13 protein-coding genes are annotated in these 11,976 nt (G+C 64.7%); 6 read left to right on the top strand and 7 right to left on the bottom strand.

The features are described from left to right. The first annotated feature begins 152 nt into the window (after nt 1-152). From ACIBI6_RS03930 to ACIBI6_RS03915, 4 genes are all read left to right on the top strand, one after another. Complete coding sequence (locus ACIBI6_RS03930; RefSeq protein WP_396955218.1) at nt 153-1,010, top strand: PaaX family transcriptional regulator C-terminal domain-containing protein; 858 nt, start codon at nt 153-155, stop codon at nt 1,008-1,010. A 164-nt stretch (nt 1,011-1,174) separates the two neighbouring features. Next, nucleotides 1,175-1,957, top strand: coding sequence for a hypothetical protein (locus ACIBI6_RS03925; RefSeq protein ID WP_396955217.1), 783 nt, complete (start codon nt 1,175-1,177; stop codon nt 1,955-1,957). Nucleotides 1,958-2,492: 535 nt separating this feature from the next. Further along, nucleotides 2,493-3,266: an SDR family NAD(P)-dependent oxidoreductase gene (locus tag ACIBI6_RS03920; RefSeq protein ID WP_396955216.1), complete on the top strand. Its 774-nt coding sequence runs from the start codon at nt 2,493-2,495 to the stop codon at nt 3,264-3,266. Beyond that, nucleotides 3,256-3,843 (top strand): TetR/AcrR family transcriptional regulator, encoded by a 588-nt coding sequence (locus tag ACIBI6_RS03915; RefSeq protein ID WP_364357646.1) that lies wholly within the window; start codon nt 3,256-3,258, stop codon nt 3,841-3,843. The genes ACIBI6_RS03920 and ACIBI6_RS03915 overlap by 11 nt, the downstream gene beginning before the upstream one ends. A gap of 96 nt (nt 3,844-3,939) precedes the next feature. Here the strand turns inward: ACIBI6_RS03915 and ACIBI6_RS03910 are convergent, their stop codons facing one another. Beyond that, nucleotides 3,940-4,221, bottom strand: coding sequence for a hypothetical protein (locus ACIBI6_RS03910; RefSeq protein ID WP_396955271.1), 282 nt, complete (start codon nt 4,219-4,221; stop codon nt 3,940-3,942). Between ACIBI6_RS03910 and ACIBI6_RS03905 the strand changes: the two genes are divergently transcribed. Beyond that, nucleotides 4,157-4,621, top strand: a complete 465-nt coding sequence (locus ACIBI6_RS03905) for a hypothetical protein (RefSeq protein WP_396955215.1) — start codon at nt 4,157-4,159, stop codon at nt 4,619-4,621. The genes ACIBI6_RS03910 and ACIBI6_RS03905 overlap by 65 nt on opposite strands. A 46-nt stretch (nt 4,622-4,667) precedes the next feature. Here ACIBI6_RS03905 and ACIBI6_RS03900 read toward each other — a convergent pair whose 3' ends face one another. Genes ACIBI6_RS03900 through ACIBI6_RS03875 form a run of 6 tightly spaced genes read right to left on the bottom strand, consistent with a single transcriptional unit; the run spans nt 4,668 to nt 10,331 of the window. Beyond that, nucleotides 4,668-5,375 (bottom strand): alpha/beta hydrolase, encoded by a 708-nt coding sequence (locus ACIBI6_RS03900; RefSeq protein ID WP_364357649.1) that lies wholly within the window; start codon nt 5,373-5,375, stop codon nt 4,668-4,670. Between the two features lie 52 nt (nt 5,376-5,427). Next, complete coding sequence (locus ACIBI6_RS03895) at nt 5,428-6,210, bottom strand: SDR family NAD(P)-dependent oxidoreductase (RefSeq protein WP_396955214.1); 783 nt, start codon at nt 6,208-6,210, stop codon at nt 5,428-5,430. An 11-nt stretch (nt 6,211-6,221) separates the two neighbouring features. Continuing rightward, nucleotides 6,222-7,427 carry a VOC family protein gene (locus ACIBI6_RS03890; RefSeq protein ID WP_396955213.1) on the bottom strand — a complete coding sequence of 402 codons (1,206 nt, stop codon included), beginning with the start codon at nt 7,425-7,427 and terminating at the stop codon, nt 6,222-6,224. Between the two features lie 8 nt (nt 7,428-7,435). Beyond that, entirely contained in the window at nt 7,436-8,446 is a 1,011-nt protein-coding gene (locus tag ACIBI6_RS03885) for a fumarylacetoacetate hydrolase family protein (protein ID WP_364357658.1), read from the bottom strand. An 8-nt stretch (nt 8,447-8,454) separates the two neighbouring features. After that, nucleotides 8,455-8,823: a nuclear transport factor 2 family protein gene (locus ACIBI6_RS03880; RefSeq protein ID WP_396955212.1), complete on the bottom strand. Its 369-nt coding sequence runs from the start codon at nt 8,821-8,823 to the stop codon at nt 8,455-8,457. 29 nt (nt 8,824-8,852) lie between these two features. Further along, entirely contained in the window at nt 8,853-10,331 is a 1,479-nt protein-coding gene (locus tag ACIBI6_RS03875; RefSeq protein WP_364357664.1) for an aldehyde dehydrogenase, read from the bottom strand. Nucleotides 10,332-11,009: 678 nt separating this feature from the next. Between ACIBI6_RS03875 and ACIBI6_RS03870 the strand changes: the two genes are divergently transcribed. Continuing rightward, nucleotides 11,010-11,948 (top strand): SDR family oxidoreductase, encoded by a 939-nt coding sequence (locus ACIBI6_RS03870; RefSeq protein ID WP_396955211.1) that lies wholly within the window; start codon nt 11,010-11,012, stop codon nt 11,946-11,948. Nucleotides 11,949-11,976 lie beyond the last annotated feature (28 nt).

Genomic DNA, 11,976 nt, shown 5'->3' with positions numbered 1-11,976 from the left:
GCGCGTTCGATTGGGTGCTGGGTCGAATCGATATCCTGGCGGGTGATCGGGCACGGTCTCGAGATCGATGCCGGGTGCACCGGTGATCTTGCGGGCCAGGGGCGAGTCGTCGCTGCCACCTGTTCAGCCACGACGTATCGTATCGTGCACATATGACGGCGGAGCTCGAAACAGCACCTGGTGGCGGCGGTCGCGACGCGCGCCTTGCGCAGCAGATCATCACGATCTTCGGCCTGTGCGCGAGGGAGGAAGGCAACTGGCTGTCGGTCGCGTCGGTAGTCGCGCTCATGGCGGATCTCGGAGCTGACGGACAGGCCGTGCGCTCCTCCATTTCCCGGCTGAAACGACGCGGGGTACTGCTCAGCGCGCGCCATGCCGGCGCGGCGGGGTACAGTCTCGCTCCTGCCACCCTGGAGGTACTGGCCGAGGGAGATGTGCGGATCTTTCATCGTTCCCGGGCTACCGAAGAAGACGGCTGGGTCGTGGTCGTGTTCTCGGTCCCGGAATCCGAGCGCGACAAGCGGCACGCGCTGCGATCGAGCCTCACCCGCCTCGGTTTCGGCACCGCCGCTCCGGGAGTATGGGTGGCACCGGGAAATCTGGATCGCGAGACACGCTCGACCCTCGAGCGGCGCGAGCTGTCCACCTACGTGGACATATTCACCGGACGCCATGTCGGCTTCGGCGACCTCCGCACGAAGATCCGAACCTGGTGGGACCTCGACGAACTCACCACGCTGTACGCGGAATTCCTGAAGAGCTACCGACCGGCGCTGTACCAGGCGACGCACGCAGAGGTCACCCCGCTGGAAGCATTCCAGACCTACGCTCCCATGCTCACTCAGTGGCGGCGACTCCCCTACCGCGATCCAGGAATCCCACTCTCGCTCCTGCCTCCGGCCTGGAACGGCGAGGCGGCCGGCGCACTGTTCGATCAATTGAACGGATTGTTGAATCCATTGGCTCAGAAGCACGCTCTGGCGGTGATCCACGGCAGGCGACAGAGTTAGCGGTCGCTTTCGGACTGGCATTACGCTTCCGACAGACCGGAGTCACGTGAGTAGAGGCCAAAACTACCGAGGCCCTCAACAAACCAGACATCTCGACATGGAACAGATCGGTACCGCAACTACGTGACGATCGCCACTTCGACGATATGCGCTGGAGGATATCGTTGGAATTCAACCGGCGCCCCCTGACCCGCCGCATGGCCTCAGCGCTGACCGGCGAACCGCGCGGCCAGGCGTTGCTCGAGGAGATGGCACGCCGGGATCTCTTCCTCCACCGCATCGATGAGAACGGCGGTTGGTACCTCTACCACCATATGTTCGCCGAGTTCCTGCGCCAACGCCTCGAGCGCGTCATCCGGAGCGGGTCGCCGAGCTGCATCACCTCGCATCGGACTGGCTCGGCCGCCACCAAATGCTCAGCGAGGCAGTCGATCACGCCATGGCCGCCGGAGATCCTGGGCGCGCGGTCGAACTCGTCGAGGAGAACGCACGAGACCTGGTACGTGGTATTTGCCCAGGCGTTTCACCACCTACCGCCGGCCACCGCAGTGCGCGCCATCGCCGAAGCCACCCGGGTCGGCAACCGGTTCCTCGTCATCGACCTCGAACGCCAGCCTCCGATGCGTCTGCTCGTCATGTCATTGCTGATGGCGCCTGTGGCCGTGGCGATGCTGGCAGTACGGTCGTCGTTCAGGCATATGGCCCACGATGGGTTCATCAGCGCGCTACGGTCCTGTAGCCGATCGGGGTTCACAGCGCTCGGTAAGGCCGCCCACCCGGCAATGCGCATCGAATTCCTTTCGACGACAACGTCGTCCGGGTACGGCCCCAAATCGGTCGCCATCGTGTTCTCCCGACCCGCCGCTACCGCCGAACCGACCAACGCCACCGAGCACGAAACCCGTCAGAGCGGCGATCGAGGGCTCTTCGAAGTTGGGCGGGGTTGAGGCATCCGCGTCCTCGTCGAGTGGTCGCACAGCGAGTGCGGAGCCGTTGGTTGACCGGGTTGTGGAAGCCGTATGCGTGCAGGCGTCGAGCTTGACGACCCGGTTGATGCCCTCGCTGGCGGCGTTGGTGATCCCGGTATGGATGAACGCCTGGATCTGTGGCCACCAGGTCTGCCAACTCGGCGACCATCGCACGGACCCTGTCCCCGTCACGGTTCTCCACATTGGCGTCGAGCTTGTTACGCAGTTCCCGTTCCCGATCCCCAGCCCGACCGCGGCGGCATCGCACCTCGGCGGTGCGCCGATACCGCACCTCGTCGATGACGCCCTCGACCTGCCCCAGTGGGCGCGACGTACGCCCGATAGGACGGGCCGCCCGTGGGCCAGCGCACGACCGCGGTCTCGAGCCGTGCGTAGAAGCGACACCCTCAGGGTCATCCGTCCTACTGGCGGGCCCGGTCGAGCGCCATGTGCGACGAGTCCACCCTGAACTAGAAAGTTGCTCTAGAAAACATCTCCAATTAGGCTCTGCTGCATGCAAACGGCTGTGGTGACGGGCGGCAATCGGGGTATCGGCTACGCGGTCTGCGAAGCATTGGCGGCCAAGGATTATCGTGTCGTTGCGGTGTCCCGTGACCCGGCGGCGTCGGCGCCGCCGGATGTCGAGGTGGTCCAAGGCGATCTCGCCTCGCGGCGAACAGTGAACGCGCTGGCTGTGGCTCTGTCGGAGAGGTGCCCCACGATCGACGTGCTCGTGCACAACGCGGCCGTGTGGCCGACCCAATTGCGGCACAACGAAGACGGCATCGAGGAATCGTTCGCGGTCAATCACCTGGCGCCGTTCCAGCTGAACTTGGCGCTGGAACCGCGACTGCGGCGCGTGGTCCAGGTCAGTGCCGGCCTGTACGCGAGGGGCCGCATCGATCCGGAGCGGACGCCGTGGGGCAAGGACTTCGACCCGATGCGCACCTACTGCGACACGAAACGGGCGAACCTGCTGATGGTGCCAATGTTCGCGCGACGTTGGCAGGATGCCGGGACGACCATCGACGCGGTGCATCCCGGCGTGATCCGTACCAACCTGGGTGATCGGGGTGGCGTGCAGGGCACGCTCCTGCGCCTGTTCAAACGGCTGTGGCCTGCGGCCGCGACCGGCGCGGCACCGGTGGTGCGCCTGGCCGCGGAGAAGCAGACGCAGACCGGCACGGGCCGGTACTTCAACATCGACAAGGAACAACCGCTTCCGCAGGAGCCTGAGCTGGTGCGCCGAGTGTGGGACCAGGCATGGGAACTGACCGGTGCCCGTTAGGCAACGCCGAGGCGAGCAGACCAGGCAGCGCCTGCTGGACGCCGCGCTGACCACCCATGAGGCGGGTCAGTTCACGGTGCAGGCGGTACTTGCCGAAAGCGGGGTGAGCCTGGGCAGCCTGTACCACCACTTCGGCAGCTTCGACGGCCTGGCCGCGGCCCTGCACGCCCAGTGCTTGACGGAACTGCTCGACGGCGTCGTGGCCACGCTGGAGCGCGCGAGAACTGCCCGCATCGGAGTGACCGCGATCGTGACGGCCTACCTGTCGTTCGTCATGCACCAGCCGGCCAAGGCCCGGTTTCTCTACTCGTCGGCGCCCATCGCCTACCTGCCTGCCTACGCTGACGTGATCGCGGAGGCGAAACTTCCGCGCATGGCCCGCATCGAGGAATGGCTGGCACCCCACATCGCGGCCGGGGCGATCATGGACCTGACGGACTCGCTGACCGAGATGCTGCTGATCGGCCCGGTGTCGGAACTGTCCCGGAGATGGCTCAGCGGCGCGGACATCGACCTCGCAAGAGCAGCCAAGGTCCTTCCGCCGCGGATCTGGGCCGCCCTTCGTGGCAGTGACTAGATTGAGAGTTTCAGGTGGTTTCGAGCTTGACCGGGGTCTACGGACCGCCAGACACACCTGATAGGGCGCGGAGGAGGAGCCCGTGGCCCTCGGTGATCATTCCTGTTGTCTACGCAGGATGATCACAACAGAAGAGCCACGAGCACGCTCAACGATGAGACCCGGCTGCTGGGCCTGGTCGTCACCGCGGTCGACAACGACAACGACAACCGACCGGTCGTGCACCTGGCCCGGGTCACCCTCCGGCTGCGCCGTGCGGCCGGGGCCGCGGTGCGCGGTCGGGACCCTGCTGACCGAAATCATCGGGACGGGTGTGCGCGAGGGGACCTTCACCGCCGCCGATCCAACGGAGAGAGACGGCACTGCACTGCTGGGCATGTGCCAGTCCATCGCACGCTGGTACCAGCCCGCTGGACCGCTCGCACCGCAGGAGCTGGCAGCACGCTATATCGATATTGCGCTCGCCATCGTGTGTGCCCAGCGCCCAGCTCGCGGCCGTACCACACGAAAGCCCGGTGAAGGCCGCCGCCATATGAACGACGACATTTGTTCCACGATTTCGGCCGCGCCGATATGTCCGAGAAATCCGACTCGCTGGCTGATTGCGGCTGCCGAAAACTCACTGGCGCGTCACCGTGCGACATGGCTAAAGCCATCAATCGATGCACCGAGTTGCGGTCTTCGTACGGGAGACGGCGACCGTGCCGATGCCGAATTCGTACGCGGCGCGAATGGCGATCGTGCCGCGGTTGGCGACCATACTTTGGAGAACAAGTAAGTGCTGTGATTCCTCGCGAAGTGGATGGCGAAATACCTTCCGGGTGCTACCGCGCGGTGGGTGCGTCGACCCGCAGTAGTCGTGTCCGGAGAATCTCCGCGATCCGCGCCGGCTCTTCGACAGCCGAGAAATGTCCGCAGCCTTCGATGGTGATCAACTCCGCGTCAGGAATCGCCTCCGCGAGTTCGACACTGTGCTCGAGCGGCGTCACGCCATCGGCCGTACCGCAGACCACCACCGTCGGAGTATCGATCCACGACAGCTCTGGCCGACGGTCGTGCCGGTCCAGAGCAGCGCGCTGTTGGTCGCGGAACGCAGCGGCCCCGAGATCACCAGCCATGGCGGCGGCGAGCGCGACCACATCGTCTCGCCCCGGCGGCGCCACAGCGCCCGCCAATCGTTCGATCGCGATGTCGTAACGACCGGCCTCCGCCAACTCGATCATGTCCTCCCCGCTGGCCCGCCGTTCGGGCGAGGCCGCGCGTGCCGAGGTGTTGACCAGCGCCAGCCCCGCGAGCCGACCGGTCCGCCGCAGCGCGATGTCGACGGCGACATAGCCGCCCATGGACAGTCCCGCCAGATAGAACCGATCCGGTGCCTGCGCGAGCACATTGTCGGCGATCGACTCGACGGAGTCTCCGGCATGCGCCACCACGGTCGACTCGACAATATCCCCGAGCCGCTCGACGACCGGTTCCCACAACCGGGAATCCGCGCCGAGCGCGGGCAGCAGGACCAACGGGTACGGGAGCATTCTTAAATCCCTTCTCGCGACGTCGCTCGCCTCGCGGCGGCAACTGGTGAAATCAGGACGCGGCGCCGTCGACGCTCAGCACGGAACCCGAAGTGAACCCGGCATCCTCGGAAACCAAATACCCGACAGCTGCGGCGATTTCGTCCGTCGTGCCGGTGCGCCCGACCGGAATCGCCGCCTCGGTAGCGGCTCGGGCCTCGGCGGGCAACGCGTCGAACGTCGCCCGGACCCGGCCCTCCTCCGGCAGGATCAGCCCCGGGGAAATCGCGTTCACGGTGATGCCGCTACCGCCGAGGTCTTTGGCGAGCTGCTTGGTGAAGCCATTGACGGCGGCCTTCGAGGCGGCGTACGGCAGGAGCGCACCCACCGTCCCCGATGGACCCGCGAGGCCATTCGCCACGGCCGAGGAGAAGTTGACGATGCGGCCGAAGCCCTTGCGCCGCATGATTGGAACGGCGTACTTAGCGCACAGGAACGCGCTCGTCAGATTATTGCCGATGACGGTGTTCCAGACATCCGGCGGCAAGTCCTCGATCTCGCGCACCGCGACGGTTCCGCTGCCTCCCGCAGTATTCACCAGCACATCGATCCTGCCGAACTCGGAGTCGATCTCCTGGAACACTCGCTCGACGTCCTCCGGCCGGGACAGATCGACGGCGGCGGCGAAAACGTGGGCGTCACGGAACCGGGTCTCGATACTCTTCTTCGCGCGCTGTAGGGCATCCTCCTGCATGTCCAGAAGCGCGACCGCGAACCGGTCCCGGGCGAGGTGCGATGCGATGGCTGCGCCCAAACCCTGGGCTCCCCCGGTGACGACCGCGGTTCTTTCGTTCACAATACTGTCGGTCATCCCAGTGGCCCCCAGAAGGTTTCGCCCGAATAGGTATCGGGCAACGCGGGCAGGGTCTCGGGCCAGACACCGGGCTCAACCCGGCGGCGCTGGTCCGCCGGCCGGGGCTTGCCGTCCCAGCCGATCTGCTCCATGTAGTAGTACAGCTGCATCACATGTCCCTCGGGGTCGACGGCGTGAATGACGTAATCGATACCGGGGTGGATCTCGGGCGGCAGGTCCAGCAGCGTGACGCCGCGCTCGAGCAGGTGGGTCCGAGCCGCGCGCAACTGCTCGTAGGAGCCGACCTGCACACCGAAGGAGAGCAGCGTGGTGTTTTCGCTGAGCCCAAGGGCCGCACGAAGTTCCAGCGGGAACAGGCCGATGCTGTGATGTTCGGTGTTCGCCCGCAAGAAGACGACGCGATGTCCGAGGACGGTGACCTCCTCGCTCGGCGCGAGGCCGAGTGTTTCGATGTAGTAGCGCTCGCTCGAAGCGACGTCCTCGACGAAGATGCTGACAGGTCCGATCCGAACGGCCTTGAACGGCCGCGACAGCAGCACCCCTCCCACATCATGAGTTTTCGGCAATTCGTCGACCCACCGGTGACCGGAGTTCAAGTCGATGCCCTTGACCGCGGCCACTGCCATTTCGGTGCTCTCGGAACTGGTCGGCAGCGGTGGGTGCCCAATCCCCCAGGGCCACATCGCTTCCGGTTTGCTCAACCCGTCCCAGCCCACCTGCTCGATGCCGTACTCGAGTTCGTTGATGTGCCCGGTGGGCTCGGGAAAGTAGGTGTGCCAATTGGATCCGGGATCGCGGCCGTACCGGCTGATCTTGGTTCCGGTCGACTCGAGCCACACCCGGGCTTCGACGACCTCCCGCAGACTGCCGACCTGCCAGGTGATCTGGTTGATGGTGATATCGGAACGCGGCGCGGAGGCGGTCTGGTCGATCCACGGACGCGGCATCAACACGAAGGTGTGATGGTCGCTGTTGTGGCGCAGGAAATAGATGTGTGTGTCCGGAACACCGTCCATCCACTCCCCTGGCTCGACGATCTTCAGATCGATCTTGTCGGAGACGGAGAATCCGAGCACATCTCGATAGAAGGCGAGCGCGCGGCCGGTGTCATCCACGCTGATGCCGAAATGATTGAGTCGGCGGATCTTGAACGGGCGATCGTAGAGAACCCCGCCGACCGGGAATTGCCCTGTTGCCATGACTTCCTTCATTCGGTGGGCGCGACGATCTTGTTGCGGATGGATCCGATGAGGCTGGAGGAGATCTCCACAACGTCACCCGGCTTCACGAAGAGCGTGTCCGGGAGCGTTCCATCGGGCAGTTGCTTGCTGGAATCGACGGCCGTGCCCTTCGGAGTACCGCTACTGATCAGATCGCCGGGCCACAAAGTCGTGTCGGCGGACAGGTATTCGCCCAATGCGGCGAAGCTGTGCACCATGGAGCTGGTGTTGCCGTACTGTCTGACCTCGCCGTTGACACGGCATTCGAGCGGGATGTGCTGCGGGTCGATGTCCTCGTCCACGACGATCCAGGGCCCGACGGTCGCCGAGGTGTCGAAGTTCTTCGAATACAGGAAGTCCGGGCCGAAGGAGACGTTGTCGCGCACGGACCAGTCGTTGTGCAAGGTGTAACCCCAGATGTATGAACGGAATTCACCGCCGGGGATGTCACGGCCACGTTTGCCGATCACGGCCGCTACTTCGGCCTCGTAGTCCAGCCGCTGGGTTCGCCTCGGATAGCGTAGGGGCTGCCCGTCGGCGGACACCGCCCGCGAGTCCTTCAGGAAGAACTTCGGACCGCCCGACGTGAGCCGCTGGAGCGTCTCAGCCTGATCCTCGGAGCTGGAATTCTGTGCGGCGCTGTCCATGTGGTCGGCGAAGTTGGCCAGCGCGGCGAAGATCCGCGACCTGCCCTCCACTGGTGCGTGCAGGATGACTTCATCCGTCTCGTAGCGAAGTCGCTCTCCCGCCACCCCGCGATCGTCGTACGCCTTGGAGAACAGATGCTCCAGAGCGTTTCTCGCGCCGTCGAGAGCCCGGTCGCCTTCCTCGATGAAGTCGTTCAGCGAAGCCGGGACCTCCGCCGCGGCACGGGCATGTGGCCGCGCGGTATCGGACGACTCGGCCAAATACTTTGCGTACGCACCGTTGATATCGACGATGGATCCTTCATGGACGACACCGATCCTGCGAGCAGGTCCAAAGACTGCAATCTTCATTATTCTCCTCACGAATTCTCTTCAGCAGCGTCGAAGAACTTCGGGTTTACCGGATTGAGGCTGTAGATCGCGAGGCGATGAATTTTTCCCTCGCGAACCGTGAAGAAGTCCCCGAGCTTCATAAGCTTCCCGTCGGCGTTCAGATCGATCTCGACGGCGACCCGTTCGCCGTCGACCACCAGGGGTCCGGGGCTGGGCTTCATGGCGCCCGGCCGGAGACCGCCCTCGTACATACTCGTAATCGCTTCCGCGCCCCGAAGCGTGCCCGCCGCATTGTGCAATTCCGCGTCCGGCGCGAAAAGCGCTCCGACGGCACTCGGGTCACCGGCCGCGACGGCGTCGAAATAGGCACGCACCACGGCAACGGGATCACTCATATTCATATCCTTTCCGGCATTCACACTGATCAGGCCGACAGGTATTTCTTCGATGCGTATACAGCCTTGTATTCGAGGTACGCGTCGATTCCCTCCGGCCCGAGCTCACGGCCGACGCCCGAGGACTTCATGCCGCCGAACGGCGCGCCCAGGTCGAGCTCGTAATAGTTGAGGCCGATCGTGCCGGTGCGCACCCGCCCGGCGATTTCGAGCGCGCGATCCTCGTCCGCGCTCCACACCGAACCCGCGAGCCCATAGTCGCTGTCGTTGGCGACCCGCACCGCCTCCTCATCGGTGTCGAACGGCAGCAGTGCGATCACAGGACCGAAAACCTCTTCACGAGCGAGTAAATCGTTGTTGTCCACATCGGCGAATACGGTCGGCTCGACGAACCAGCCCCGATCGAGACCGGTCGGACGGCCACCCCCTGTGACCAGCCGGGCATCCGATTTCTTCGCGATGTCGATGTAGCCCAGAACCCGGTCCAACTGTGCGCTGGTCGCCATCGGCCCCAAGGTCACAGCCGGATCGAGCGGATTTCCGATATTCATGGCGGACACATAACCGGCCACCGCGTCGATGACCTCGTCGTACCTCGAACGGGCCACGAGAATCCGCGACTGCGACGTGCACGTCTGGCTGTTGTTGAGGAACGAAGCGCCACCAAGACCCGCGAGCAAGGTGTCGATGTCCCCATCGTCGAGGAAGATCGCCGCGGACTTCCCGCCCAGTTCCAGGGTGTGGCGCCGGAGCAACCGCCCGCACTCGGCACCGATGATCCTTCCGGCCGCGGTGGAGCCCGTGAACGCGATCTTGTCGACCAGAGGATGGGAGACGAGCGCCGCTCCCGAATCACGGTCACCAGCAACGATATTCAGCACCCCCGCGGGCAGCCCGGCCTCGAGCCCCGCTTCCGCCAGTACATACGCATCCAGCGCCGTCTCCGGCGACGGCTTCAACACCACCGTGCACCCCGCGGCAAGCGCGGGCGCCACCTTGAACATCGCCAACGCCTGCGGAAAATTCCACGGCGTAATCGCCCCCACCACACCAACCGGCTCCCGCCGCAGGATCGTCGACCCCTTCGGACTCGGCCGCACCTCCTCCAGTGGAAGCTTCTCGACCACCTCCGCATAGATCCGCAGCAGCACGGCCGGCAGGCCACCGTTCACCTGCTGCGAGAACTGAATGGGCATACCGTTCTCACGCGTCACCAAGGTGGAGGTGTGATCGGCGCGTCGCTCCAGCGCAGCGGCGAACCGCCGCATCGCCGTCGCACGCTCGGCCGCCGACGTGCGGCCCCAGGGCCCGTGATCGAGAGCGGTGCGAGCAGCCCGGACCGCGGCGTCGATATCGTCCTCGCCACCCAGCGCGGCGATACCGAGCCCCTCCCCGGTCGCCGCCTCGACCACGCGGTAGGTGCGGCTGCTCCGAGGCTCGGCCCACTCCCCGTCGATGAAGAACCGCGTGCGGTCGAGGTCGGTGTGTCGCTCGGCAATGAGGGACATGTGGTCCTCCTGGATTTGTCATCAGAGGCGATGTGGTGAATTTGCGTGGCGCGGCAAATTCCGTCGTAGCAAGCATGCGTATCGCATCAATGACACGTAAAGGCCAGGAATTTCAGTCAGACCATGCATCGCATGCATGATCTGCCATTTCATGACGACAGCCGAGGCCGAGTGCGCAAGCGCGGCGGGATAAAGGAATTCACGCACCGAGCACGCTTCTTATGCGGTCAGCGCATCGTCGACCTGAACTTCTTGACCTTTACACACCCCATGGCGAATCCGCATTCTGACTTTCGCCCACTGCGTGATTTCGATCACGGCATCGTGGGTCGGCAACACCCAAACGCGCGGACCTGGATGTGACCTCATGATCTACGAGCACACCGAACTCCGTGTCCGGTCCGGCGACGGGCCACGGCTCACAACGGATTTCGCCAGAGTCCGGCACCTGCTGCTGCAGTCGCCGGGATGCGTTTTCGCCGAACCGATCCGCAATGTCGATCACCTCGATACGTACCTGCTTCAGGTCGGCCGGGAGCGACTCGAGGACCCACCGAGACCTTCCCCGCCACACCCCCGATCGGACGTGATCGCGAACGCGATTGCAGCCCACTACATCGCACCGCCTCGGATCGTTCACTACGCGAGCCCGGACCAAAAATCGACAGGAGAAACTCAATGAGTCGGATTGTTATCAGCGGAGCCTCGGGCGACCTGGGGCGGCGGGTCACCGCTCTGCTCTCGAACGCGAACCCACGCCACGAGTTGACGCTCGTGACCCGCACCCCGGACAAGCTCGCACAGCGCGAGACGGAAGGGATCCACGTCCGACGCGGCGACTACCAGGAACCTGATTTACTGGACGCCGCCTACCGCGGCGGAGACGTCCTGTTCTTGATCAGTGGGCTCAACCTCGGACGGCGAGTTCCCGAACATCTCAATGCCATCAACGCGGCACAGCGGGCGGGCATCCGCCACATTGTGTACACCTCAGTGGGCGGCGTGCACCCCACCAATCCGGCGCTGTCGGCGAAGGACCACTGTCAAACCGAGATCGACCTCCGCGACTCCGGCATCGCGCACACAATTTTGCGCAGTTCCCTCTACTCCGAAATTGTCAGCCAAATACTGGTCGCGCCCGCCGCGCAAGCCGGAGTGATGGCCCAGGCCACCGGGGATGGATACCTGGCGCCGGTGGCGAAAAGCGATCTGGCCAACTGCGCTGCCGCATGCCTAGTGGAACCCGGGCGGCATGCGGGAGCCGTGTATGAAATCACCGGACCGGAGTTGTTCAATTTCGAGAATATCGCGCGACTCGGCTCGGAGGTCTTCGGCGTTCCGATCAAGTACGAGCGAGTGACGTCCGACGAGCGTCTGGCGTTCTTCGACTCCGTCGGCATTCCCCGCACCTATGACCCGAGCATGCCGCCCAGCCCCGACGGGCATATGTGGGCCAGCGATGAACTGGTTTCCGCCGAAGTCGCGGTGGCCGAGGGATACCAGGCGTTGCTGTCGCACCACGTGAAGCTGATCACCGGCCGTGAGCCCGAATCGCTGCGCACCGTGATGGAGCGCGTGAAGACCCGGCGCTACGACGAGATCGGCGCGGTCTCGTAGCGAGCACGCGCGTTCCCGCAAACCGAGC

This window comes from Nocardia sp. NPDC050412 (assembly GCF_044458825.1).
Taxonomy (GTDB): Bacteria; Actinomycetota; Actinomycetes; order Mycobacteriales; family Mycobacteriaceae; genus Nocardia.
This window is presented reverse-complemented; position numbering and strand designations above follow the sequence as displayed.